The 25,007-nt window shown below is 44.7% G+C and carries 22 protein-coding genes; 10 read left to right on the top strand and 12 right to left on the bottom strand.

Going from position 1 to position 25,007, the window contains the following annotated elements; translation table 11 throughout:
• Together F6K37_RS08820 and F6K37_RS08815 are read left to right on the top strand one after the other, a co-directional pair.
• A partial coding sequence (locus tag F6K37_RS08820; protein WP_287249589.1) for a universal stress protein occupies positions 1 to 410 on the top strand: 410 nt, incomplete at its 5' end.
• Positions 411 to 523: 113 nt separating this feature from the next.
• Positions 524 to 1,336, top strand: coding sequence for a carbon-nitrogen hydrolase family protein (locus tag F6K37_RS08815; RefSeq protein ID WP_008188493.1), 813 nt, complete (start codon positions 524 to 526; stop codon positions 1,334 to 1,336).
• A 98-nt stretch (positions 1,337 to 1,434) separates the two neighbouring features.
• Here F6K37_RS08815 and aroF read toward each other — a convergent pair whose 3' ends face one another.
• Positions 1,435 to 2,499, bottom strand: coding sequence for a 3-deoxy-7-phosphoheptulonate synthase (aroF, locus tag F6K37_RS08810; RefSeq protein WP_044494869.1), 1,065 nt, complete (start codon positions 2,497 to 2,499; stop codon positions 1,435 to 1,437).
• A 46-nt stretch (positions 2,500 to 2,545) separates the two neighbouring features.
• Between aroF and F6K37_RS08805 the strand changes: the two genes are divergently transcribed.
• Positions 2,546 to 2,674 (top strand): hypothetical protein, encoded by a 129-nt coding sequence (locus tag F6K37_RS08805; RefSeq protein WP_287249585.1) that lies wholly within the window; start codon positions 2,546 to 2,548, stop codon positions 2,672 to 2,674.
• A 531-nt stretch (positions 2,675 to 3,205) separates the two neighbouring features.
• On the opposite strand, the gene F6K37_RS08800 is transcribed toward F6K37_RS08805, so the two are convergent.
• From F6K37_RS08800 to F6K37_RS08785, 4 genes are all read right to left on the bottom strand, one after another.
• Positions 3,206 to 3,715, bottom strand: coding sequence for a PAM68 family protein (locus F6K37_RS08800; protein WP_008188495.1), 510 nt, complete (start codon positions 3,713 to 3,715; stop codon positions 3,206 to 3,208).
• Between the two features lie 35 nt (positions 3,716 to 3,750).
• A complete protein-coding gene (gene rpsO / locus F6K37_RS08795; RefSeq protein WP_008188496.1) occupies positions 3,751 to 4,020 on the bottom strand; it encodes a 30S ribosomal protein S15 in 270 nt (89 codons plus the stop codon).
• 60 nt (positions 4,021 to 4,080) lie between these two features.
• Positions 4,081 to 4,536 carry a Holliday junction resolvase RuvX gene (gene ruvX, locus F6K37_RS08790; RefSeq protein WP_287249580.1) on the bottom strand — a complete coding sequence of 152 codons (456 nt, stop codon included), beginning with the start codon at positions 4,534 to 4,536 and terminating at the stop codon, positions 4,081 to 4,083.
• 109 nt (positions 4,537 to 4,645) lie between these two features.
• Positions 4,646 to 5,902: a GNAT family N-acetyltransferase gene (locus F6K37_RS08785; RefSeq protein ID WP_008188498.1), complete on the bottom strand. Its 1,257-nt coding sequence runs from the start codon at positions 5,900 to 5,902 to the stop codon at positions 4,646 to 4,648.
• A gap of 195 nt (positions 5,903 to 6,097) precedes the next feature.
• Between F6K37_RS08785 and F6K37_RS08780 the strand changes: the two genes are divergently transcribed.
• Positions 6,098 to 6,232, top strand: coding sequence for a hypothetical protein (locus tag F6K37_RS08780; protein WP_287249577.1), 135 nt, complete (start codon positions 6,098 to 6,100; stop codon positions 6,230 to 6,232).
• Positions 6,233 to 6,312: 80 nt separating this feature from the next.
• Here F6K37_RS08780 and F6K37_RS08775 read toward each other — a convergent pair whose 3' ends face one another.
• Complete coding sequence (locus F6K37_RS08775; protein ID WP_008188499.1) at positions 6,313 to 6,615, bottom strand: hypothetical protein; 303 nt, start codon at positions 6,613 to 6,615, stop codon at positions 6,313 to 6,315.
• Positions 6,616 to 7,623: 1,008 nt separating this feature from the next.
• Between F6K37_RS08775 and F6K37_RS08770 the strand changes: the two genes are divergently transcribed.
• Positions 7,624 to 9,915: a DNA polymerase III subunit gamma/tau gene (locus F6K37_RS08770; protein ID WP_008188500.1), complete on the top strand. Its 2,292-nt coding sequence runs from the start codon at positions 7,624 to 7,626 to the stop codon at positions 9,913 to 9,915.
• Between the two features lie 274 nt (positions 9,916 to 10,189).
• Here F6K37_RS08770 and F6K37_RS08765 read toward each other — a convergent pair whose 3' ends face one another.
• Both F6K37_RS08765 and F6K37_RS08760 read right to left on the bottom strand, forming a co-directional pair.
• Positions 10,190 to 12,274: a tetratricopeptide repeat protein gene (locus F6K37_RS08765; protein WP_008188501.1), complete on the bottom strand. Its 2,085-nt coding sequence runs from the start codon at positions 12,272 to 12,274 to the stop codon at positions 10,190 to 10,192.
• Between the two features lie 535 nt (positions 12,275 to 12,809).
• Positions 12,810 to 13,025 (bottom strand): hypothetical protein, encoded by a 216-nt coding sequence (locus F6K37_RS08760; protein WP_008188502.1) that lies wholly within the window; start codon positions 13,023 to 13,025, stop codon positions 12,810 to 12,812.
• 46 nt (positions 13,026 to 13,071) lie between these two features.
• On the opposite strand from F6K37_RS08760, the gene F6K37_RS08755 reads away from it, so the two are divergent.
• Entirely contained in the window at positions 13,072 to 13,836 is a 765-nt protein-coding gene (locus F6K37_RS08755) for a fimbrial biogenesis chaperone (RefSeq protein WP_287249571.1), read from the top strand.
• Positions 13,837 to 14,813: 977 nt separating this feature from the next.
• On the opposite strand, the gene F6K37_RS08750 is transcribed toward F6K37_RS08755, so the two are convergent.
• Entirely contained in the window at positions 14,814 to 15,344 is a 531-nt protein-coding gene (locus tag F6K37_RS08750; RefSeq protein ID WP_008188505.1) for a hypothetical protein, read from the bottom strand.
• Positions 15,345 to 15,630: 286 nt separating this feature from the next.
• On the opposite strand from F6K37_RS08750, the gene F6K37_RS08745 reads away from it, so the two are divergent.
• Positions 15,631 to 18,303 carry a carboxypeptidase-like regulatory domain-containing protein gene (locus tag F6K37_RS08745; RefSeq protein WP_008188506.1) on the top strand — a complete coding sequence of 891 codons (2,673 nt, stop codon included), beginning with the start codon at positions 15,631 to 15,633 and terminating at the stop codon, positions 18,301 to 18,303.
• Between the two features lie 424 nt (positions 18,304 to 18,727).
• On the opposite strand, the gene rpsF is transcribed toward F6K37_RS08745, so the two are convergent.
• Positions 18,728 to 19,057 (bottom strand): 30S ribosomal protein S6, encoded by a 330-nt coding sequence (gene rpsF / locus F6K37_RS08740; protein ID WP_193374718.1) that lies wholly within the window; start codon positions 19,055 to 19,057, stop codon positions 18,728 to 18,730.
• Between the two features lie 566 nt (positions 19,058 to 19,623).
• Between rpsF and F6K37_RS08735 the strand changes: the two genes are divergently transcribed.
• A complete protein-coding gene (locus F6K37_RS08735; protein WP_008188508.1) occupies positions 19,624 to 20,424 on the top strand; it encodes a fumarylacetoacetate hydrolase family protein in 801 nt (266 codons plus the stop codon).
• Here F6K37_RS08735 and F6K37_RS08730 read toward each other — a convergent pair.
• Together F6K37_RS08730 and F6K37_RS08725 are read right to left on the bottom strand one after the other, a co-directional pair.
• Positions 20,421 to 20,897: a Tic20 family protein gene (locus tag F6K37_RS08730; protein ID WP_008188509.1), complete on the bottom strand. Its 477-nt coding sequence runs from the start codon at positions 20,895 to 20,897 to the stop codon at positions 20,421 to 20,423. The genes F6K37_RS08735 and F6K37_RS08730 overlap by 4 nt on opposite strands.
• 169 nt (positions 20,898 to 21,066) lie before the next feature.
• Complete coding sequence (locus F6K37_RS08725) at positions 21,067 to 21,264, bottom strand: hypothetical protein (protein WP_008188510.1); 198 nt, start codon at positions 21,262 to 21,264, stop codon at positions 21,067 to 21,069.
• 730 nt (positions 21,265 to 21,994) lie between these two features.
• On the opposite strand from F6K37_RS08725, the gene F6K37_RS08720 reads away from it, so the two are divergent.
• Together F6K37_RS08720 and glyA are read left to right on the top strand one after the other, a co-directional pair.
• On the top strand, positions 21,995 to 23,254 hold the full coding sequence (locus F6K37_RS08720; RefSeq protein WP_008188511.1) for an RNA-guided endonuclease InsQ/TnpB family protein: 1,260 nt from the start codon (positions 21,995 to 21,997) through the stop codon (positions 23,252 to 23,254).
• A gap of 226 nt (positions 23,255 to 23,480) precedes the next feature.
• Positions 23,481 to 24,764 carry a serine hydroxymethyltransferase gene (gene glyA, locus F6K37_RS08715; protein WP_287249561.1) on the top strand — a complete coding sequence of 428 codons (1,284 nt, stop codon included), beginning with the start codon at positions 23,481 to 23,483 and terminating at the stop codon, positions 24,762 to 24,764.
• Positions 24,765 to 25,007: the final 243 nt, after the last annotated feature.

The following is a 25,007-nucleotide window of genomic DNA, read 5'->3' as shown; positions in this document are numbered from 1 at the left end:
TACTTGTCCCAATTGATTTTTCTGAAACCTCCTTTGAGGCTTTAGAAAAAACAATAGACTTTGTCAAGGATGCATCTCATATATACGTTATCCATGTCCTACCTCCTCTCAACCCTGGTGAACCGGGAGTTATGTGGCGTACGGTAGATAGCCAGACTCGTAAATCCCATGTGGAAAACGTGCTTTCTGAGAGATTCAAGGAACCTCTATACCAAGGAATTCATATCAACGTCACCATCGGAAATCCTGCCTCAAACATCATCGACTACGCCAGGGAACAAGCTATTGACCTGATTGTGATCCCATCTCATGGCTATACCGGTCTGAAACGATTTGTCTTGGGGTCAGTAGCTGAGCGAGTGGTTCGATTTGCCCACTGTCCAGTGCTGGTTCTGCGACGGGAAGTCTAACAGTGATTAATTTTTTTTAATTTGGTTTGGGGCATTCTGGGGAAAATATAGAAAATAGATTTAATATCAGATTTAATATCTGTCTATATTGAAAACTCTAGGGTTGAATCATAATGAAGTGCTATCTTGCAGCTGCCATTCAAATGACTAGCTCCCCTGACCTAGAAAAAAACCTAGTTCAGGCAGAAGAACTGATCGACCTAGCCGTGCGTCGTGGTGCTGAGCTGATTAGCTTACCGGAAAACTTTTCTTTTCTTGGTACAGAGGAAGACAAAATTACCCACGCTGATGCGATCGCAGAGCAAAGTGAACAATTCCTCAAAACTATGGCGCAAAGGTTCCAGGTCACCATCCTTGGTGGTGGCTTTCCGGTACCAGTGGGTAGTAGTAAAGTCTACAATACAGCCCTACTCATCGGTTCGAGTGGCAATGAACTAGCTCGCTACCATAAGGCTCATCTATTTGATGTTAACCTTCCTGATGGGAATACCTATCGAGAATCAGAGACAGTTAAGGCTGGAACTGAACTACCCAAGGTCTACTCGTCCCCAGAATTCGGCAATTTGGGATTATCTGTGTGTTATGATGTCCGATTCTCGGAACTCTATCGACACTTATCCCAGAATGGAGCGGATGTATTGTTTGTGCCTGCTGCCTTCACTGCCTACACTGGCAAAGACCATTGGCAGGTTCTGCTCCAAGCTAGAGCCATAGAAAACACTTGCTATGTGATTGCCCCAGCCCAAACTGGTCGTCACTATGCCATGCGCTACACCCATGGTCATGCTATGATAGTAGACCCTTGGGGGGTAATCTTGGCAGATGCTGGAGACACACCAGGAGTTGCGATCGCAGAAATTGACCCAGACCGCCTCCAACAAGTCCGCCAACAGATGCCTTGTCTAGAACACAGAGTGTTTGTTTGATTAGTTCTTAGTTATCTTATTAGCTATCAGTCTTAATTAACCTGAGTTCTGGATCAAGTTAGTAATCTCGAACTCAGGTCATCACTAAGAACTAACTACTAATGAGTAGCAACAGGCACAGCAGATTCAGACCAACGCCCTACGGCTTTGCCGATTACCGCCATTTCTTTCACCAACTCATCAAACCGATTCGGTGTCAAAGATTGTGGTCCATCAGATAGGGCTTTAGCGGGGTTGGGGTGAACTTCTATCATCAACGAGTCAGTTCCAGCTGCGATCGCTGCTTTTGCCATAGCTGGAACATAATCCGACTTCCCTGTGCCGTGACTGGGGTCAATCATAATCGGCAAGTGAGTTAGGAGCCGTAAGACTGGCACTACTGAAAGATCTAGGGTATTCCGGCTGTATTTACGGTCAAATGTCCGAATTCCCCGTTCACAAAGAATCACATTAGAATTGCCCGCTGCTAGGATATATTCAGCAGCCATCAACCACTCATCAATAGTTGCTGACATCCCCCGCTTCAGGAGTACTGGCTTATCTTGAGCCCCCACTTTTTTCAGTAGGGCAAAATTCTGCATGTTACGGGCACCCACTTGCAGAACATCTGCTACCATACCAATTTTATCCACATCAGCCGTGTCCATCACTTCAGTAATGATGCCCAACCCAGTTTCTTCCCGTGCCTTGGCTAGCAAATCCAAGGCACTTTCTCCATGACCCTGGAACGAATAGGGGGATGTCCGGGGTTTGTAGGCACCTCCCCGCAGGAACTTGGCTCCTGATGCCTTAACCCGCCGTGCTGTTTCCACGATCATCTCCTCGTTTTCCACCGAGCACGGACCGGCAACAATTACCAAGGGATGGTGTTCACCGAACACAACAGGTCCATTCGGCGTTGGCACTAATACCTCACTGGCTTCCCCATGACGATACTCACGGCTAGCCCGTTTAAACGGTTGCTCTACCCGCAGTACCTGTTCTATCCACGGACTAATTTCCTGAATTTGTAGGGGGTCTAAAGAAGCGGTGTCACCGACTAGACCCAACACCACTTTATGCTTACCAACAATTTTTTCTGGAGTCAGCCCCCATTGGCTAAATTCCTGGCTCAGGCGAGTCACCTCGACTTCTGGAGAGCCTACCTTCATTACTACTATCATAAAAAAATCCTCGTGAGTTTATAAACCCCGCGTCTAATGACCGGGGATGAGAAACGAGCCGAGTGACATACTCCCACACGCTTATCAGAGATTACAGTGTGGGCTTCTTGCCAACTCCACCCAACGGTATCGGGCTTTGCCCGACGCTACGCGAACGGATACTTGGCAAGCTTGATTGACGACACGGGATGCCCCTCCGCACCGGAACAATACAAAAAGTTCTATTGTATTTAGTAGGTGGCGGTTAGCTCTTAATTTTGATTACCCTACTAAACAAACATAATTCTAAGGCTGAAACCCAAGATTTCCCTTAGAGTGTCTAATACAACTAGATTCTCAACAGCTTAGGGATTTTAGCCCCACTCAGGGAATTTGGGTGGGAGATGGTCGAGTTACTCCCTTTTACTCCCTTTGCTGTTGACAGAGTGCTTTAATTATTCTACAGAACACTTTCTTGCTCTAGATATGCCTTTTTGGCTTATATTAATGTTTAACTAGTCGCGATATCTGTTTTAAGCAAAATTTTGAGGGAACTCCCTGTCTACAATCTTTGATTTAGGCGGAAGAACGCAAAAATATAACTAATTAATATAATAATATGTTAATTACCATAACAAATTACTTACCCAGGTTAGTTAGGAAGCACTTTTGGGCTTCCTACCTGGTAAACTTATCCCCAAACTGAGATCATAGGATTCCCAAAGGGTTAACTCTTTGTCTTAGCAGCACGCCATGCTGATGTCAATCTGCCTAGGTTAGTGGTGAACTCTTGCCAACCAAAAAAAGTTCCTGGTATATCTTCCTCCCACGAAGCAGAAAGAACACCATAGCTCAACCCCAACACACCTAGACCAAAGCATCCCATACTCACCAGAATCACTGCCACATGGGGTAACTCTACCCCAACCTGTGTGATCAATAAATAGCTAACCACAAATGTAACTATCCCTAAGAAACTGGGAATACCACACATTAGACCCATCCGACGCACCATCCTTTTACTGACCACATCGGGGATTGCCATTGAGTCATTTGAGGCTGCCGTTGGCTGATCTTGCTTCTTATTTTGCTTCTTATCTTGCTTGACAGTAGTTTGACTGGGTTTTTCCTTTGGAGTAGTTTGGGGATTTGTTGATGAATTTTGGGCTTTAGGGTTCTTTTTGCGCTTTTGACGTGGTTCAAAAGGCAATCGCTCCCGTGACGGTTCAGTAGACATACACTCTTTTACACTAGGGTCTATTCAACTAGGGTCTAACCCCGAATACCTAAGCGCTCAATCAATTTTTGATACCGTTGTTGATCGTCTTGACGAATATAGCTAAGTAAGCGCTTGCGGCGACCGATCATCTTTAATAATCCCCGTCTAGACGAGTAATCTTTTTTGTGGCTTTGTAGATGAAGACTCAATGTATTGATACGCTCAGTCAGGATAGCCACTTGCACCTCTGCCGAACCAGTGTCAGTTTCATGGACCTGGTAGCCATTAATAATTTCAGTTTTACGTTCTTGAGTTAGACTCATTGATAAAGTTTAATTAGTATAAGTCAACAGTTTTCTATTCTATCACCATCAAGAAGGGATTCAATTCCCAGAGGCTGGGGGATTGTTATGATTAGCTGAGCGCCGCCTATCTAACCACTGTTGTAGGATAATAGCAGCAGCGTGACGGTCAATCAGTCCTTTATTTTGGGTAAGCGATCGCTTACTCGCCTTGAGTCGCGATTCAGCCTCCCAAGAGGTAAGCCGTTCATCCATATACTCTACCGGCAGCTGGAGTGCTGCTGCTAATCGCGTCGCCAATTTTTGCACCTTTCGTGCCTGGAAACCCAGAGTCCCATCCATCGAATAAGGCAAACCTACCACCAGTAGCTGCACTTCTCTGGTTTCAACTAACTCTCGCAGTTGGTCAACATCCCTTTGAAATGAGGTACGATCAATAGTAGTTAAACCAGTAGCAATCAAACCCGTCCCATCACAACCAGCCACACCAATACGTTTGCTTCCCAAATCCAATCCCAGTGCTGAAATTCTTTCCATAACTTAAGCTCCTATCTTATAAATTTACAGTCACAGAGCTAATTTTGGAAATGGCACATTAGGTATGAAGCTTTCTTACATTAGCTATAACCCAACTTGGAATCTCTAACTACTTCTGTGGTGAAGATTTAACCGACACCGTCTCCTCTTGAGAGACTACACTCTTAGACTGGGAAACCCCAATAGAGACCTTTTTACCCTTAGCACGGTGTTTCTTCGATGGGGATTGTGACCAGGATATGCGGCTGGGGATTGGGGTTCGGGCTGGCTGTAGCCCCTGAAGCACATCCGATAACTCAAAAGTAACAGACTTGGTTTCTCGCAACTTATGCCAGACAGAACGGGACATCAGCAGAGTATGCTCAATCCGTTCTGCTCCCAGCTGAGCTAGATACTCTTCCTGCTCAGCTTGATAGTCAGCCGTTGCCAGATGTAGGGATTGGGAAGGCAGTTTTTGGGCAATCCGTGCTATTTGAGACAGTAACTCTGGATATAGGTAATTGTAGGCTGGATGAACTGTTAACTCAGCTGAGTTGGTACGGTTACCATCACGGCACAGTCGCAGCCGAAAATAGCCAACGGCGACTTTACGCTGTGGTTCAAATACATAGGCACTGATCACTTCAGTATGATTTAGCCACTGCCACAGTGAATCAATGATTTTCCGTGACATACTGGTTTGAAAATCCTGGATATGGCGGTCAAAAACCTTACGCACTATTGGTGGCATTGATGCCGTATCCAGCTGATAGAGCAACTGAGCATCTGCGTTACTGACAGGCAACAGGTTCGGCAAATCTGGTTCACGAACCGCCAATTTTTCCAGCAGTGTTGGCTCAATCGCCCAATAGGTCATCTGAGCTAGGGGTTGGAATCCGTTTTGCCGATAAAGAGCCAGTGAACTTTTATGATTGATATTGACTTCCAATAACCAAGTTCGCGCTTGCCAAATTTTTTCAAAGCAATGGCGCAACAGAGCCGAGCCAATGTCTCGAGTTGCCAGGGTGTTACTCACTAGAGAATTGTTGGCATCAACTAACACCTGCTCCACCCGCCAAGTACTACGGGTGTGATTAAATGGGGAAATTTTGATCAGTCCGCACAGCTTTTGGAGTTGCTCAGCCACATACATACAAAAGCTGTACTGATAGGGGTTGGGAAACCAACTCAAAAACTTCAGCAACCAATACCAGCGTCTAACGTGTTTAAGTGGCTGTTGGTCAACTGATGGGCAGATCTTACTCTGCCCATCAGTTGCCTGTTGCAGTAGCTTCTCAATTGCTGCCAAATCATGGTATTGAAATGGGCGGATCAAGTTCTTCGGGTTTTCCGAGACAGGTGAAGTCATTTTGGGTACGGATGCCATGAAGCTGCTCGCTCTGTTTGACCCATGTTCTTGCGCTGTAACCTACATTTGCAAGACTAGGGTTACTGCCAATATATTAGCTATTTTCCCATCATCCCAGTTGTGACAAGACATATGAGTAATATTAAGTTGTGTTCATGGGGTTTAATCAACCACTGGGAGTGTTGAGTGTTAATCGTTAAGGGTCGGTCAAGGGTGAACACTCAACATAGTCTCAACATAGGTAAGCTATCAGCTATCAGCGTGTCGCGTATCAGCTATCAGCCTGTGGCCACACTACTTGAGGAGTACACCGCAATTGAATCAAATAACCTGACCGCTGACTGCTGACCGCTGACTGCTGACTGCTTACCAACATAGTCTCAAGGTAGTATAGGCATGCCCTTATCTAGCGCTTAGTCTTGTAAGGCTTAGTCTTCATCCATTATATTCCCTTTGTCTACCCGTTCTAACTGCCACAGAATTTGATTACCTTCACGCCTGACCCTTGAGACAACCCAGTTGCGCCAAGACCAGTGGTTACCCCGACTAGTGACAGCGCTGGCGTTCACATCCATTAAATCGGCCAGTTCAGAACTACTAATCAGGTAGCCTTGGCTGGCAATTTCATCCGCGATGTGTAGAGTTTCTACCAGATTACGCAGTTGAGCAACTCTCACCTCGCGGGGTAATTCGTCAGTAGTACTAACAGAAGAAGAAATAGCTGATTCCATAATTAAAACAGAAGATATATATCGATGAGGTAGAAATGCTCGATTATATAGTTTACCGAAAGCTCTGAGGGCTCATCCCCTAACTTATCGTTATGGGGATGAGCCCGAAGGGAATTTATTCCCCGTCAGCTAATTTTGATCTCGAATGCTGATACTGGCTCTGGTAGTATATAATCAGATAGTAAGGCACGCCAGTATTGGAGATGACCCTTTGATATAAGTAGGTAACGTAAAAAATGTGTCTTGAGAATGCACATTGCGTAATTCAATCTAACGATATGATGGCCTATGAAAGTCATTGGGCAAGAAATTAGAGAAAGCCTGGCAAGTCTGAGGAAAAACCCTGAGTACGGTGGGGCACACCGGAACTTAGATCAATGATTCTGAACGCTTGGGGAGATTTGACCTCTACTGTGGTTGGTGTAAACCTGTCACGGCAAGTCAATTCGGTGAGCCAAGAATCCCCCTGCTTATAGCTGTGGGGAGTGTCAAGTAAGGTAACCCATCAGTAGTATAGGAGTCTGATATCCCTGTTACTATCTTTGGTGAAAGATTACCACCGAAGATAAAGGTTTAACAAACCCCTGTCTCCAGCAATCCCTAAAAAGACCCCCATATGTCTTGCCTAAAATTAAAACACTATTAGCTAAACCGCGAGAAGCCCCGCACTTTACCGGATAGGCTAAGTGTACTATGGTCAGCGCGGGGCAAGGGTCGGAACGTCGAAATGCCAAATGGAGGCGCGCTTGACCCGTAATTTAATTCGCCATGGGTCGCGCCTCAAAGTTTTAACCCTTTCAGCCAAGCCTCCTAGCCATAAAGGCTGCCCCAGCGAGGGATTGCTCGCTGGGGTAACTTCTGACCGTGTCGTTAATAAAGTAACCCGTGTAACCTAAGCAGTAGCTGGTGTTGGAAAGAAGCCCGCACTGTCCCGTGCTTGGCAGCGTCGGGAGTATGTCACTAAAACACTACTAGAGCAATCTGGTAAGCCCCCCACAGCACAAAGTCGTGAGCTACGAACCCCTACATCACAAATATCGTCCCCAGAGATTTGCAGATTTAGTGGGGCAAGATGCGATCGCAAAAACCCTAACCAATGCCATCGAGAGTGAGCGCATTGCCCCTGCCTATTTGTTTACTGGCCCTAGAGGTACCGGGAAAACCTCTTCAGCACGGATTTTAGCTAAGTCTCTCAACTGTCTCAAGACTGATTTGCCAACTCCATTTCCTTGTGGGGAATGTCACGTCTGCCGTGAGATCGCTGGTGGTTTATCCTTGGATGTGACTGAGATGGATGCAGCTAGTCATACAGGTGTAGATAATATCAGGGAAATCATTGAACGGGCTCAATTTGCCCCAGTCCAGTGCCGCTACAAAGTGTATGTGATCGATGAATGCCATATGCTTAGTACCGCAGCCTTCAACTCCCTTCTCAAAACCCTGGAAGAACCACCGGAGCGGGTAGTCTTCATCTTGGCTACCACAGACCCTCAACGGGTATTACCCACCATTATTTCCCGCTGCCAACGCTTTGATTTTCGCCGCATTCCCCTAGAGGCAATGGTGTCTCATCTGAAGGATATTGCAGTTAAGGAAAATATAACTATTACACCAGATGCCTTAACCTTAGTGGCACAAGGGGCTCAAGGCGGGCTCCGGGATGCAGAAAGTTTGCTAGATCAACTGAGTTTGTTAGATGAACAGGTCACGGTAGAGCAGGTTTGGGATTTAGTGGGGGCATTACCTGAACAAGACTTGCTGGCATTGCTAAACGCGATCGCATCTTCTGAAGCAGTAGCAGTACTAGAACAATGTGGCTATCTGATCGATAGAGGTCGAGAGCCCCTAGTTATCCTACAAAATCTGGCTAGCTTCTACCGAGATTTGTTGATTGCTAAAACTGCTCCTGCTCGTAATAATTTATCAGCCATCACCCTCCCCACCTGGCAGAAGCTGTGTGAGTTAGCTAAACAGCTGGATGTGGAGAGTATTTTACGTGGTCAACAGCATCTAAAAGACAGTGAAATTCAGATCAAAAACACTACCCAGCCCCGTCTCTGGTTAGAAGTAACCCTAATGGGTTTATTGCCAGCGGCTCTTGCCTCTCAATCCGTAGAAACCTCAAAGTTATTCCCTGAAAATCCATCAGTCAAACCCTCAGCACCTTCGGTTAAACCTAGGCACCAGCCTAAACTACCACCAGTTGGGAAACATCAGCCCAGAAAAGAGCCATACAATCAATCAACCTCTGCTCGAGATCAGACTACTCCTAAACCAGAGCATCCAAGTAAACCAGCTCAGAAGCCCAAGACTCAGAAAACTGAGGAGCCTAAGCCTTCAGAAAGGTTAGGGTTTCAACCACACCCAGACACCTCTACCAATGGCATACCCAAAACCCCTGATTTAGCTACAACCTCAATACCGAATCAGGAGGTTGACCATAGCGCTATTGTTGAGCAAGATAGCGAGGTTAGCAACCAGCCCTACGAAATCGAGCAGGTTTGGCAACAGGTCATTCGTAATATTGAACTGGATGGGTCTAGAGAAATACTGCGTAGCAACGGCTGTTTATTAGCTTTCAATGGCCGAGAGGCATCTATTGGCATCAAAAAGAAGGGTGTACAACAGCTTATAAAAGGAATGTTGCCCCAAATTCAAAAGGCATTTGCCAAAGTCCATCCAGGTCATGTGAAAGTTAATTTCCAACTCGTAGGAGCAAACCCGTCCCAGACCGCTCCTCAATCAAGAGTGACCCTAGCAGCAGTACCAACTCAGAAATTACCTCCACCAATCACTACCCCAGCACCACAGGAATCTTCAAACAGCAAGGGGGATTCAAAGGGGGATTCAACCAAGGCCAAACTAGTTGTGCCACCTAGCACCAGTGACTCTTCAAAGCCAGCAGTAAACCCCTCCTCCCAACCATCCCAGCCAGAAAACCTTGCCCCTCCTAGCAATTCTGAAGCATCTGAAGCAGTGGACACTGTATTATCCAAGGGAGGTTATGATTTCTCTGACTTAGACTGGGATGCTGATCAAATAGAGCAAGCTTTAGGGAAAATTAAAGATTGTTTTGGCGGAGAAATTATTGATTTAAATGATGAGCTGAGTAATAATGAAGTGATGCCCAAGGAGCCATTAGTAGAATCGTTTGTCAATGATACTCAGGCTATCTTTGACCAAGAGCAACCCCAATCATCAGTAGCCGAAAATCAACCTGATCCAAGACCGTTTCCTAGAAAGATTCACAACAAGCCTCAACAGTTACAATATGATCAAGATGGTGAACTATCTTTTTAGAATTATAAATTTGGGAATTGGGCTAGCAAAGGGAGCAGAGAGTAGGGAATATGGCATCAAAAATTATTTGTGATAATTTTTGATATCTAGAATTGGTAATTTAAATTTAAATTTAAATTACTAGGCTCCTATAGCGTTGGTATTTGAGATGGAAACCTGTATGGTCTTTTTTTATTGGACAATAAAACTGAGGTTCTCTTTCCCCTATTGCTAGCATGCCTATTGCCTTTTGCCTTTTGCCCCAATTCGTGTGTTTACAACCCAGAGACAAACCCTATAGGCGATGCAAAATTTCTGGTAATAGCTGACCTGGCACTTTAGAAAGGGCAAAGCTTTGTCCCGCAGGACCATTTTCCCGAGAGAATGCTCGAATGGTGTGGATTAGGTAATTCAGAGAAATTTGGTAGGTTTCCGGTTGCTCAACTGTACCCATACAAGCTTGGACATGTTGGTGTAGGGCAGCTTCTAAATGAGTTAACTTAGACCCTTTGCTTAAGGAAAATTGTGGGTGTGTCGCTAGCTGGAAATTAACTAGCCCCAAGTTGTTGTAGGTAGCTATAATATCAAAATTAACTGGTACAGGTGATCTGTTATGGTTAGAGACTTGGTCAGAAGGGTGTGGTTGATATCCTGCGATCGCAAGAGCATTTTCATAAGCCGTTATACATTGCTTAAAGTATTCTGCTTTTGCCCCATATTCCTCCTTTAACTGGTCGGCTAAGTGCCAGTAGGCGGTACCTAGGTTATTCTGGGTTGCAGCATAGCCAGCTGGGTCAACCTCCGGTTTCCGGTATTTGAGAGCATCTTGATAGGCATATATGGCTAGCTTCAACCAGACTGTTGGTTGTTCGTGCTGGGCAAGACTCCAGTAAGTCGTACCCAGGTTATTTTGAATCATTGCCCAATTCTGAGGATTGGCTGTGGTGTCATGATGAGAGATGGCTTCTTGGTAGGCTGCGATCGCTTTCTTTAAATTCGGCACTGGTGATTGATGTTGCGCTAGATTCCAGTAAGCCGTTCCTAAGTTATTCTGGGTTGAAGCATATTTAACCAAGTCATGGTCAGCACCGCCATAGCGCAAAGCTTCTTCATAGGCGCGAATAGAATTTTCCAGATTTTTAGCTAAATCTTGGTACTGGGCTAACTCTCCATAAGCTGTTCCCAAATTATTCTGTATCATGCTAAAAATTTCGGGAGATTGTTCCGCTAAAAAGTCAGTTAGTGCTACTTGATAGCATTTAATGGCTTGCTCTAAATAAGAGAGCATCAGGTTGTCATTGTTCGGACAACGAGATAGCATCCAGTAGAAATTTCCCACATCATTGAGGATAGCGGATTCTTCGATAGGTGTGAATTGTGACCATTGCAGCGCCTGCTCATAAGCCTGGATTGCGATCACTAAGTTTTCCTCAGAGGCATCTCCTTGTTCAATCAGGTAGCGATAATGATTGCCCAATTCAAGATAGGTTTGGCCTGTAGATGGTTTTTGAGTTCCAGGTTGCAAGTTATTTGGTTCAGAGTTATCTTGTGGTGTTTCAGTTTCAGTTGTCGGTCGCAGGTTATTTATTTGTAAGTTATCTTGTGGTGTTTCACTGTGATTTTCAAGTCGCACATTCTTTGATTGAAAGTTATCGTTTAAAGCTTCAACATTAAAACTTTTAACTGTCAACATATCCTCTTGCCCTAACAGTGTCTCCACATCTTCCTGACCAGGATCGATTACTGTTGTTGAGGGGGGTAATGTGTAAGAAGCCTGTGCTGTATCAGCCACCCTTTGGGATAGGGGTGTTGGTTCTCCTTCAAACTCAAAGAAACCAGTGTGCTGTTGCCAAAATTCTGGTACCGACTGCTGAATGGAATAAAACCAAGGTCGTGGCAACCAGAGCAAGAAAGTCAGTTCCCAGTAGCTGAGATTATTCCCAATTGACTGTAAATGCCTGAGAAACAATCGTTGCAGTGCTGCGGGTTGCCGTGTTAAGTTTTCTATACCCAGAATCTGAAATCCCGGTATACTTTCAGAAGTGTAAGATTCCTCATGGTCGGTTAACCATTGACTAATCTGAGCTAAGGGATTGGGTTCGCTCAGATTTAAATTCAGGCTGACCAAGTTTGGGTAACCTTGGTGGTTCATTGACCCGTTTGCTGCACATAAGCCTAACTCCCGGTATAATTGATCTGCTAGCTGGTTGCGCAGATTCAGGTCATCACACACTGCCAAAAAAAGCTGGCGGCGCAGACCAATACTCAAAGCGAGTTTCAAACGTTGATAGGTTTGCCGATTCCAACTGGAAATTTCTTGATTTGAGGCAATGTCCGTTACTATCATGCTGGCATAGGTGTCAGAGCAAAGGGATTCCATATCAACCTTTTCCTGGTTTTGTTGCCTAAGTCAGGATTGAACTTGAATATTCTGTGATCGTGGCTTAATTTATCACTACTTAGCACTCAGGACGATTTTAAGGTAAGTATTGTTTAAGTATCATTACAAAATAAATTACCTCTTCCTATTATCGGTAAGGCTTATAACATCAGGATTTTTATTTTGTAAAACAGGTAATTTTTTTTGTGTGACTACTTACAAATCACTTAGCATTGCTATATCCGTATTTATAACGATTGTTGAAAAATAATAGTATATAAAAATCAGTAATTTTAACCATAGCTATTACCATAAATTTAGTCAACAATAGATTAAAGTATAGCGCTACGCGCAAGGCAATAGGCAATAGGCATGCTAGCAATAGCTGAATATAATAGCTTTTGCTGCTTTTATAAATGTCCTAACCTTAATGGGTAGTGCTATATATCGCTGTTTACTAAATTATCGTAAGCATATGCGCTACAGATGGTGCTACTTGAGGTGCTATCAGCTATCAGCTGTCAGCCGTCAGCTGTCAGGCGTTGGCCTTTGGCACCTCAATTATCGTGGCATAGGCTTCGACGCTGGGACGTAGCGCATAAGCTAAATCCTTACTTTGTATAGTAAATAGGTACAAATATTTTTCCCGATTCCCGATTCCCGATTCCCGATTCCCGATTCCCGATTCCCGATTCCCGATGACCTGTTCCCTGTTCCCTGTTCCCTGTTCCCTAGAAATGATTAAACTCAATCAACATTTAATAACTTATTTAGGTAGCTGCGCCTTATCTGCACTGGTGCTATTTCCAGGATTAGCTAAAGCTCAGGTTCAAGTTTCTCCCTTAGTTATTGAAGAAGAAGCAGAACGAGGTCAAGCTAGAGGTATCATCAACGTCACCAATCGCAGTAATAAGGCATTTCGAGCCCGTGTCTATGCGACACCTTTCACCTACGATGAAAATGGGTTTGAAGCATTGGAATCTAGCTCTAATGATTTAACCCCTTATCTACAATTCTCCCCTCGTGAATTGGTGGTAGAACCAGGCGTAACTCGCCGCATCCGAATGATTTCCCGCTTTCCTCCTAGTATGGAAAAAGGGGAATATCGGGCAGTGATTTTCACAGAAAATCTGGAACATTCCCAGAATAACCGTGGTGGTGTCAGTATGGGCATCGTACCTCGCATTGGTGTGACTGTCTATGTACGTCATGGAGATATTTCTCCCAAATTGACCGTAGAGGAAGCGAGCTTTGATCACAAGAGTAAGCAGATTCTGTTACAGGTTAGCAACAGTGGCAATGCCACTGCACGACCCAAGGTGGAGTGGACTCTCAAGCAGGGAACCACTACGGTCACCACTGGCAAACAAAACGAATGGACAGTGATTGCTGGGGGGGAACGGAAGATTTCTATCGGATATCCTAGTGATGCCAAGGAATTGACAGCTGGACAATACCAATTGACTGGAACCTTGCTTTGGGGCGAAGAAGAGAATCGACAAAGTGTGCCTTTTAGTATTAATCTGACTATGCCCAGCAGCACCACTGCTCAGAGTAGGTAAATTCAGAGTACGCCAATCAGCAGACCTCTTGCAAAAGTCCAAAACTAGTCTCCACAATCCTGCCAATATCCAAAGTTATCTACTTCTCCAAGAAGCCGATTTGATTAAGTCGAATGGCACTAACTTAAGCAAAAGTAGAGAGGTAGCATGCTATCTCTCTACAAGACTGCAAAGACTGAATTAAAAAGGTAGTATTTAACACAGATATTATCTTTTTATTAATTAAAAATTATCCGGTTATCTGCTCCGAATTTACCTGTTTCCTGTTTCTTTTAAAAACTAATTATGATAAACTCCAGTTGTAAGCATTCAGCTGTCAGCTAATGGGCTACGCGCACGCTACGGGAACAGGTATCAGCTTATGCGCTACAGATGGTGCTAGTTGAGGTGCTAGCAGGCGCTTTAACTGCACGGGGTCGGATGAGTACAACGAGCAGGGATTTTCAACCAGCCATACCACCACCCCCCAGCTGGTTTACTACCTCCCTTTGATTACCTGACGGCACATCAAGTAGCGTGGCCTACGGCCAACGGCTGATAGCTGAATGCTTACATCTACTTGAGCTAGGGTAAACTGGTGGTGTAAAGGAAATTTTTAGAAATTATTTTAAAAAAATAAAAACTGTAACCATTCAGCAAAGATACCGAAATTTTAAACTAATTTAACTTGATTAATATGTAGAAAATTACGGGTAATATAGTAATATTTTTTATAGGATTATGGTGGTTTTTATTCCCATAGTAAATAATACAGACCCTAATTGTTTTTACTTAAATCTGTCTGGAAAGGCTGTTCTAGATATTGACAGAACAATTAGCTGATGTTAGATTATTATAAATCAACGGTTTGTTGGTAAAGTCTCCGTAGGAAAAATCGGGTGAAGCCGATTCCCACGGAGACAACTAAAAATATAGAGGTTAATTGCAGTTCAATTTTCCAGCGGAATACGTCGCTGGCTTCCAGCCAATAGTTGAGTTTAGTCAGCTGTAGCTGTCACCGTAAACTTATAGGCATAATCACCACCTTTAAGGGGTAAAAGTCCCTCGATCTCCATGTTAGCTTCAACATCGTATTGGTTAGGAGGTAACGATTGGGGTGGCAGTGCAGGTCCTTCCTTACTACGCCCAATCTCGCCAACTGGTCCACCCCCAAGATCAAAAAAAGTAACTCCATACTCGTAGTTATTGGCGGTGTCTAAAAGTTCTTCAGATAGACGATTCATCGGCATCAAATCCCCAAGAGAGACAATTGCGCCACTATTACACACCATCACACCTGTAGCAGGATCACCTTCTACGTCATTAGCAACTAATACTTCGGGAAAAGGGTTTGCTAAATTACCAGGTTGAACATTTAAAAAAGAACATGTTCCCTCTACTGTGCCGTGGAATTCAAACTCCTGCTCTGTCTCAGGAGCTTCCTGAGCAAAGGCACTGGTAGCACCAACAGCAACACCTAAAGCAGTCAAGGCGGAAATAAATAAGGATTTACCGAATTGGTTTCTCATGTCCTTTATCTGGTGGGAATAAACTGTTTGTTTGTAATTTGTTTGTAATTCTATTGTTTCCTAATTTCCTAACTGGATACATCCGGAAAGATACCGAATTTAAAATTCATTGAATTTGATTAAGGTGGATAAAATTACGGGGAATAAGGGAATAGTAGTGCTACTGCAATAAACCCGATGTATCAAACCCCTTAGTTACTGTTACTTGATCTGACCAAATTGGAAAGTATGTATGTAGTTTCCCTTAAAAAATTTAGTCAGCATTTAGTCAGCTCATAGGTGTTGGATGAAAATTATTTCACTAGCTTATCTAGCTGTAACAACTCTCTTGTCTTCTTTGATTACCATAACTTCCGTTGTTGCCCAAACACTAGCACCTGAAATCCCAAAACCGGAAGTCGCCGCCACTACCTCTAGCCCAAGGCGAAACGATAGTGATCAATTGATTATTCTTCCTGTAGGCGTCAATCTGGGAAAACAGAATGTGATTCCTAGTACCTTAGTGCGGGGATTTGAAGATGGTTCCCAGGCAATTAATTTTGAAAAGTGGCTGATTCCCTTAGATGATGTGATTAAGGGCTTGAAATTAGATGTCAAACCCTTAGAAGATGGTCAATTAGAAGTGCGATCGCCTGGTTTAGTCACCCGCATCAATCCAGAAGACTTACCAACTGACCCAGAATTAGGATTAGTCATTCCCGTCAAAACCATCCAAACTCTTCTAGGAGTCCCGACGGAGTTTGACATGATTGAATACGCCATTAGGTTTAATCCCCCCTGGTTGAATGTGCGGCGCAAAGGTCGGCGAACTCCAGAAATCCCAGTCGTACTTGAAGGATTATCTGAGATTGATGCCCCTGCCTTTAGCATATCCGCGATCAGACAACGGGTAAATATTAGTGGCAGAGGGGGTGGTAGCAGTTCTCTGTCTAATTCCACTAACTATACTGGAGAATTTACCACCATCGGCACCTTATTAGGAGGTAGCTGGTTTCTGAGGACTCGCCAACCGGATTTAACCGATACTGGGACGTTTCGGTTACAGGAAGCCCAGTATTTTCGCCAAACCGATGCAGCGGATTATGTCCTAGGTTCCCAGCCCACCTTTTGGCGAAGTCAAGGGACAGGTCAATATTGGGGTGCGACCACTATCCAGCGCTGGGGATTTATCCCACCACGGTCATCGGGGGGTGGATTTAGTCCTAGCCAACGGTTACAAGCCAATGACATTGGACGCAGCATTACTGGGGAAGCTGAACCGGGTACGTTAGTCCAGCTGACCCAAGGTTTTAATGATGTGGTAGTGGATGAAATCCTAGTGGACTCCTCTGGGGTTTACCGCTTTGAAAATGTCATAACTGGACGAGGCGGTAGCAATACTTATCGCGTCTTTCTATATCCCGATGGACAGCTTACTGCGGAACCGGAAATTCGAGAGGCAAAATTTTCTATTATACCGGGTCAATTGACCAAGGGAGCCTCTGCTTTAGTTGTTTCCACTGGCTTGAGTCGGGAATCGAGCCAGAATGGGAATTTCTTTGGTGAGTTTACAGACGTGCGGGGGGGAATTGCCTATCGCTTAGGAGTCACAGAAGACCTGACTTTGGGGATGGGGATGGTTTACGACGAGTCAGTATTGGGGTTAGGGGAACTATTCTATCAACCTGCTGGATTTCCCTTAAAGGTAAAAGTGTCGGCTCTTTTGGGTACAGAGGATGAGGGGATAGACTATGATGCCAGTATTAACTTCCAACCCTCCCCTAAGCTGAGCTTTAACTTCAACAGTGATAGTCTAGCGCAGCGGTTTCGGGTCAACTGGCAAGTCTTTCGTGGTTTAACCTTGAGAGCCAGTGGTAACACTCGGGAAGAAGCCTTAGCTGCTGGTATGAGCATTTCCCACACTAGCCAAAATTTCTCACTCTTTGCCAGTGCTGACATGGACACCAATAATAACTTGCGCTGGAGTTTGAGGTCTAACCTGGGAAGTCTGAGACTGTCCCATCGAGGCAATGAAATCACCACCAATTCCGAACTAATCTATTATTTGTCCGATAGCAGTGCCTCTAAAGGACATTCCCTGCTACTGGGTTACGAAACCCGGGATTCAAATAACCGTGATGATCACCTCGCTCGCTTAGCTTGGCGCTATCGTTCTCCACAACAGTCTAGTGATGGTCGATATCTATGGGACTTGGATTTCGGCTATGGCTTCGGTTCTCGGGGTAATGGATTGATTGCCTCAGCTTCCAGTGCCGTGATTCCCGGATTAGTATTGCGGTTACGTTATCAGGAAATATCTACTACCTCTGATGGCAGCACGTTCAGGATTGAGGTCTCTCCCAATATCAATGTCCAATCAGGGATTAGCGCTGCCGACACCCGCTTTGACCGCTTACGCAGCCGAGGGGGATTGTTAATTCAGCCTTTCTTTGACAACAATGGCAATGGTAAACGAGATAAAGGGGAAGAGATTTACCTCGAAGAGCCGGATTTACTGTTACTGCTGAATAATAAATCGATTACCTCTTTTCGACCAGACATTCGCAACAATGGGATTTTTGTCAAACTCGACCCTGACACCTATCGCCTTGACCTTGACCCCGCCGGATATCCCATCGACTGGAAACCCGAGGAATCGGCCTATGCGGTGGAGGTGGTGCCCGGTAGCTATACTCCAGTTACTGTGCCAATGGTACTATCCTACACCTTTGCAGGTGTAGTCACTGATGCTGGGGGAGAAGCGGTGGAGGGTGCGAAGGTAGAAGCAGTACCAGTTGATTCAGGAAAATCGATTTTTTCGATTACCAACGGTGCTGGGGTCTTTTATTTAGAAGGGTTGCAGCAGGGTAAGTATAATTTACTGATTAATGGTGAATCGGCTCAACCCAATCAAATCGAGATTAAGCCAGATTCCGAACCTTTCCAAGAACTGAATTTATCGATACTCCTTAGTCCTTAGTCTTTAATCCTTAGTGTTTTGTAGCCAGCAAAGAAGTAAGCATTCAGCCCTTAGCGGTCAGCCCTGGGCTTTTGGCCCACCCTGGGCGAACAGCTTTGTGGCACAGGCTTCGACCCTGGGACTTTCCTGATATTAAACGAATGCTTACCTGTTTTCTTGATCCCAAGCGCGAGTGGGGGAAACCCCCTTTGGCTGACTGCATCGCTTATTCAAAAGCTGTTCGGTGTAGCTTGCCCTATGCCCATAAGCACATCAAGTACCGTGCCCGCCCATAAGCTGATAGCACCTCAAGTAGCATGCGTGTAGCGCATATGCTGATACGCGACACGCTGATAGCTGAATGCTTACGTAATAGGTAATCCTCAACTACCCATTACCCATTACCTGTTACCGATTACCGATTACCCCCTGGAATACCGAGAGTTCAAGCTTCAACTTCTGCTGGTTCTGGTGTAGGGGCTGGGGATGATTCCTGTCTGATGGTGAGGTAGCGAATCACATCTTGACTTAGACGCATTGCTCGCTCAATCTTGGCCACATGGGTACCTGGTCCATTATAGTTCATTTGGATATAAATCCCTTCCCGGTACCTATCTATGGGATAGGCTAAACGACGCTTGCCACGATGCTGAATCTCGATTTGCTCTCCACCTAGTTCCTGCAACAGGTCTCGATATTTGCCGATAGCTTGATCTACTTGTTCCTCGCCCAAATCAGGACGCAGGATGTACATCATTTCGTAAGTGTTTTTCACTGGTATTAATCTCCTTATGGACAATTTGGCTTCTTTTTATCCGATACACAGCACTAACAATCAGCACTAACAATCAGCACTAACAATCAGCACTAACAATCAGCTTTCCTTGAACCACACCAAAGGTGAGAGTCAAGGTTGGGTAATTGACTTGCTTGCTACTGGATAGTTAAAGAAGCAAGGAATTGATCTACCGCTACTCAAGCGGACAGTTACCGGATCGGTAAGTGTGTGGGGTTGTTACACTTATCTGAATACTTTGATCTCAATACTTTGATCTCAATACTTTACAAGCATTACCCCTTCAGCATTTTAACCCCTTGTGCAACCAATTTCAATTAAATTTCAATTAAGTTGTGCTCAAAGAAAGTACATTCGTCAAAGGGGAATAACACTAGACACCACCAGACACTACTAGAAGATGCTATGTCTGAATGCAGCTTGTTATCTATTGTACTGTTAAGGACAATCTGTTATCGGTACTCAGTACTGACGTACTACCAACTCAATACTACCTTAGGTAAAGTAGAGAATTTTCGTAATATTATTAAGGAACATCTATTGTTATGACACAGCGTTACGTTCGAGTTAAATCTTCTAAAGGACAGACCTACTACGGCTTGTTACAGGTGACCCGCACTATTCAGGTGCTGGATGCACCACCTTGGTTACAGGGACAACCCATAGATTTAGAGTTGGAACCAGAAAGCTATCAATTGCTGGCTCCGTGTGCACCAACTAAAATCGTGGCTGTAGGCAAAAACTATACTGAACACGCAGCGGAATTGGGAACATCAGTTCCTGAGGAACCTTTACTGTTTCTTAAACCCCCTACCACTATAATTCCTGACTCTCAAGCCATCCAGTATCCGCCTCAGTCTCAGCGAGTAGACTATGAGGGAGAATTAGCACTGGTAATCGGTGACTATTGCTTAGACTGCACACCAGACGAAGCTCAATCCAAAATTTGGGGTTATACGATCGCTAATGACGTAACGGCTCGGGATTTACAAAAGCGGGATGCCCAATGGACCAGGGCTAAGGGATTTAATAGCTTTTGTCCCCTCGGACCCTGGATAGTCCGGGAATTGAGTGCTGGGGCAAAATTGCAGACATTTCTGAATGACAACCCTGAGCCAGTACAATCAGCTTTAATTAGTCAAATGGTATTTCCGCCAGATGTTCTGGTATCTTACATTTCCCAGGTGATGACCCTAGTACCAGGAGATGTGATCCTTACGGGGACACCCCAAGGAGTAGGACCAATGGAAGTTGGCGATCGCGTCCGGGTGGAAATTGAGGGAATTGGCCAGTTGGAAAATACGGTGAGCTTACGCCCTTCACAGGCCAAGACTAAGGAATACTAGGGGACTTGGCTGTAAACGGCTTGACTAAGGCTTGGTATTTCTGCGTAACGACCCATCAATGATTGAATCATGGAGTAGCCGCAGGCGGCAAGGATTCCTAAAAATACTACATTATACAAGGTTTCTGTTAGCAAGTTAACCCCTAGTGCTTGGCGTAAAATTGGCAACAATAGAAAACCCAAAACTAAAAGAATGTCTAAAAGAATCGCCTGCATGGTGTTAAAGCGAACAAAATGGCTGATTCGTGGGTTTCTGACTACGGCTAAGAACAAAACAAAGAAAATAATTAACCCCGCCAACGGCAAACGGTAGTAAATTGAAATTAATGGTTGTAGTGGCAGGTAAATAATGCCCAGAATGGGAAACTGTCTTAGCAGAAATTGACCAAAGGGCAAAACCACAATTAGAGGCAGTATATATGCAAGGGCTGCAAAAATCCGGTCTTTAACATCTGTTGATCCGCGCCAAGTCATCGTGATTTCTCCTTGAAGATGTTCAGATCAGGGTTACACTAACTATTATTCAGCATAGCGCAGCACAACACTCTACCCCATCGCAACCTGAAATGCGATTGACCTTTGGTCACGCTTCGCGATCGCTTAGTACAAAAGTTCTTAGTACAAAAGTTCTTACTACAAAAGTTTACTCCATATTTACCAGACGGAAGCCCATTTCACACTCATACTGTTGAGCTTGCTTCTCACTTAGCTTCTTGAGGAGATGAGCACACACCAATTTGCCTTGATGCCAGCGAGGTTGACCACTTGGGTCAGCCAGTAAACAACATTGGCAGACAAGGTCGGGGGAAATTACTTGGTTGTCCGTTAGAATTACTAACATAGCACTAATCCTGTTACGCTATCAGGGCTGATGCCGAAGCAAGATACTCTAAGGTCTTCTCAACAGGCTGGAGGATAGGGAAAAATGTTTATTTGCTCACGACACCTTATGCCCATACTAATCGAGAAACTCTTGACCAATCACCTTAGTGCTTAAGTCTTGTTTATAAGTGCTGTTGATTAGAACTATTGCTTAACCCTATTCTTATCTTATTAGATCCCCTGGATGATAAGTGTTGTATAATAAATAATTTAACATAATAAAAACTTTAAGTTTTGCTAAAAATTGGCCTAATCTGAGTCTGAATCGTTCCAGAATCAAGCTTTAAGCTCATCCTTACCGATGAATTGTTTGACAGGACTTATGAAAAACTGGTGAAAAACTGGGCATCAAACGCCCATATGTAGTAGGAATAAGTAGTAGGGATAAGTAGTAGGGATAAGTAATAGGGTGCGTTAATAACCAACCCTGTAGGTATATTTACTGGGTAAGTCCTGTTTAAGGGTCGTGTCCAACTAAACGGGCAAGGGGTCTCCCGTTATAATCGCGTGATTTAACGGGTTAGAAGTTACCGTAAGACAGTTGAGCCTTATTTCATATAACTTAAACTTATGACTCACAGACTGTCGCTTATAAAGGCTAAACTGTCTAAGGCGCGCGTCTCCGGGGAATTGCCCGACTGGGTATATTGGTTCTTGAGATATTGTTTGAGTTGTTTAACTAAGGGCTGATGATACTGACCTACTGCTACAGAATTAAGCCGAACACCGAACAAGTAGCCATCATGGAAAGATGGCTAGAACTATTGCGCCGTCACTGGAACTATGCTCTAGGGCAAAGACTTGATTGGCTCAATAGGAGTCGTTGCTCTATTGATAGATGTAGTATCGTTAGTGAACCAATTGGTGAAATACCAGAACCACTCAATTATTACACTCAGCAATCAGCCCTCAAGGAAACCAAACGGTTGTTCCCTGAGTACAAAAAAATTTACGCAGAAACTCAACAAGTTAATCTACAACGACTTAATAAAGCGTGGGAAAGATGGAGGAAACCTGTCAAGGGTGGCAAGCGGGGTGGAAGACCTCGTTTCAAGAAGCCTGGAGAACTTAGATCTTTTGTCTTTCCTAGGGTGAATAGTTCTAAAGCGGGGGCGCACTTAATTGATGGAGTTTTAAAACTAAGCAAGATCGGTTCTATTCCTGTGGTAATGCATCGACCATTGCCGGATGGATTCACTCTCAAGCAGTGTACTATTGTCAAAAAAGCTGATGGTTGGTATTGCTGCATTTCAATGAAGGATCATACCGTCCCTGAAATATTACCTATAGATTCAGTTAAGTCTGCTGTCGGAATTGATGTTGGCTTAGAAAAGTTTTTAACTACATCTGACGGTGAAGCAGTACCGATCCCACAGTTCTACAGGAAGGCTCAAGACAGACTGGCATTAGCTCAAAAAGCGATGTCCCGTCGTGTCAAGGGTTCTAACAACTGGAAAAAAGCTAAAAAGCAAGTTAGCTTGTTGCATCTTCACTTAGCTCGTTGCAGAAAAGAGTTTCATTATCAGGTTGCTCATTGGTTGTGTAATAAATATGACTTAATTGCTCACGAAAATTTAAATATCAAAGGACTTGCTCGAATAAGACACGCAAAATCAATACATGATGCTGCGTGGGGGTCATTTCTAGAAATCTTACAAGCAGTGGCGGTCAAACGCGGTTTGTTAGTCCAGGAAGTTAATCCACGGGGTACAAGTATCGAGTGTTTCAATTGTGGAGCTTCAGTTGAGAAAAATCTCGCTGACAGAGTCCATCATTGTCCTGATTGTGGAGTAAAAATTGACCGCGATTGGAATAGTGGCATCAACATTTTGAATCGTGCATTAATGGCGGTTGGACTGCCGCTCAATGGCTGTGGTAAATCGATACAGGATATCGAGGAGCAGCAAGTCTCATTTGCGAATTTGAGAAGCCCACATCATAATCTCTGATTTGATGTGGGAGTGGTCACAAAATCTTCAGGGCGACTAAAGCTGCTATGTCGGTACCGGTAGTCGCTGATGGGATAAACCCGTGCATCAAAGCGCTACCTCAGTTTTTGATTCCCGCTCCTGCCTAGACGGGGCTTGATTGCCTCAGAGGATTTTTTGTAAGCACTTACACCTTTAAGGTTGTTGTGTCAATACCCAAACGTGATCGATCCTAGAAGTAAAGAAAGTGACTCAAACTAACTTCGATTTTCTCGCCGAAACCGATCCCACGATAGCCACGTATCTGGGAGAAGAACTCCAACGCCAACGGGAGCATCTGGAACTTATTGCTAGTGAGAACTTCACCTCCCCAGCGGTGATGGCAGCACAAGGCTCAGTGCTAACTAACAAATATGCTGAGGGATTGCCCGGAAAGCGCTACTATGGCGGCTGTGAGTTCATTGACAAAGTCGAACAAGTAGCGATTGACCGTGCTAAAGAACTTTTTGGTGCTGCTCATGCCAATGTGCAGCCCCATTCTGGCGCTCAAGCGAACTTTGCAGTATTTCTAGCCTTACTAAAACCTGGTGACAAGATTATGGGGATGGATTTGTCCCATGGCGGACACCTTACCCATGGGTCACCGGTCAATGTGTCGGGCAAATGGTTTGAGGTGTGTCACTACGGTGTCAGCCAGGAGACTGAACAATTGGACTATGGTCAGATTCGGGAACTTGCTCTGAAAGAGCGTCCCAAACTGATTATTTGCGGCTATTCCGCCTATCCCCGAATCATTGACTTTGAGAAATTCCGGGCCATTGCTGATGAAGTGGGTGCCTACCTGATGGCGGATATGGCTCACATTGCTGGTTTAGTTGCTACTGGTCATCACCCTAACCCCCTTCCTCACTGCCATGTGGTCACTACTACCACTCACAAGACCCTGCGTGGTCCAAGGGGTGGCTTGATTCTGACCAATCAATCGGATTTGGGTAAAAAGTTCGATAAGGCAGTGTTTCCCGGAACTCAGGGGGGTCCGTTGGAACATGTGATTGCTGGTAAAGCTGTTGCCTTTGGGGAAGCCTTGACCCCAGCATTCAAAACCTATTCTGCCCAGGTGATTGAAAATGCTAAGGCTTTGGCAACGGCACTGCAAAACCGGGAGTTAAAGATTGTTTCTGGTGGTACAGATAACCATGTATTACTGGTAGATTTGCGCTCTATTGGTATGACAGGTAAGCGAGCTGACCAACTGGTGAGCGGTGTCAAGATTACGGCTAACAAAAACACTGTTCCCTTTGACCCAGAGTCGCCCTTTGTCACCAGTGGCTTGCGCCTAGGTTCCCCCGCCATGACTACCCGAGGCATGGGAGTGGCAGAATTTACTGAGATTGGTAATATTATTGCCGATCGCTTACTGAATCGAGAGGATGAGCAAGTGGCAACTCAATGTCGCCAGCGTGTGGCACAGTTATGCGATCGCTTTCCTCTGTATCCCCATTTGACCATTCCTTTACCAAGTTTGGTCTAAGGGTTGAGGGTTGACGGTTGAGGGTTAAGCGTCAGCATAAAACCAACAGTAGGGTGGGCTAATAACGCACCCTACTGTAGTCTTCGCTTTGGTTTATCAGGGAGTCGGGAGCGGTGCGCTTGACCCGTAATTAAATTACGGGTCAAGCGCACCGAGGGAGTCGGGAGTCGGTAACTTCGGATTAAAAGAACTGTCCGCCGTAACCCACCAATAGTCAGCGATTTCAGTTGTCTTAAGATTTAG

Origin of the sequence: Moorena sp. SIO4E2 (assembly GCF_010671945.1) — a bacterium.
In the GTDB taxonomy this organism is placed as follows: Bacteria; Cyanobacteriota; Cyanobacteriia; order Cyanobacteriales; family Coleofasciculaceae; genus Moorena; species Moorena producens.
This window is presented reverse-complemented; position numbering and strand designations above follow the sequence as displayed.

Bases quoted from the DNA above. Each gene is read 5' to 3' on its own strand.
- rpsO (WP_008188496.1), bottom strand. From the start codon at position 4,020: ATGAGTCTAACTCAAGAACGTAAAACTGAAATTATTAATGGCTACCAG.
- F6K37_RS08720 (WP_008188511.1), top strand. From the start codon at position 21,995: ATGATACTGACCTACTGCTACAGAATTAAGCCGAACACCGAACAAGTA.
- F6K37_RS08730 (WP_008188509.1), bottom strand. From the start codon at position 20,897: ATGACTTGGCGCGGATCAACAGATGTTAAAGACCGGATTTTTGCAGCC.
- F6K37_RS08725 (WP_008188510.1), bottom strand. From the start codon at position 21,264: ATGTTAGTAATTCTAACGGACAACCAAGTAATTTCCCCCGACCTTGTC.
- F6K37_RS08745 (WP_008188506.1), top strand. From the start codon at position 15,631: ATGAAAATTATTTCACTAGCTTATCTAGCTGTAACAACTCTCTTGTCT.
- aroF (WP_044494869.1), bottom strand. From the start codon at position 2,499: ATGATAGTAGTAATGAAGGTAGGCTCTCCAGAAGTCGAGGTGACTCGC.
- F6K37_RS08765 (WP_008188501.1), bottom strand. From the start codon at position 12,274: ATGGAATCCCTTTGCTCTGACACCTATGCCAGCATGATAGTAACGGAC.
- ruvX (WP_287249580.1), bottom strand. From the start codon at position 4,536: ATGGAAAGAATTTCAGCACTGGGATTGGATTTGGGAAGCAAACGTATT.
- F6K37_RS08785 (WP_008188498.1), bottom strand. From the start codon at position 5,902: ATGGCATCCGTACCCAAAATGACTTCACCTGTCTCGGAAAACCCGAAG.
- F6K37_RS08805 (WP_287249585.1), top strand. From the start codon at position 2,546: ATGAGAAACGAGCCGAGTGACATACTCCCACACGCTTATCAGAGATTA.
- F6K37_RS08815 (WP_008188493.1), top strand. From the start codon at position 524: ATGAAGTGCTATCTTGCAGCTGCCATTCAAATGACTAGCTCCCCTGAC.
- F6K37_RS08750 (WP_008188505.1), bottom strand. From the start codon at position 15,344: ATGAGAAACCAATTCGGTAAATCCTTATTTATTTCCGCCTTGACTGCT.
- F6K37_RS08800 (WP_008188495.1), bottom strand. From the start codon at position 3,715: ATGTCTACTGAACCGTCACGGGAGCGATTGCCTTTTGAACCACGTCAA.
- F6K37_RS08735 (WP_008188508.1), top strand. From the start codon at position 19,624: ATGACACAGCGTTACGTTCGAGTTAAATCTTCTAAAGGACAGACCTAC.
- F6K37_RS08775 (WP_008188499.1), bottom strand. From the start codon at position 6,615: ATGGAATCAGCTATTTCTTCTTCTGTTAGTACTACTGACGAATTACCC.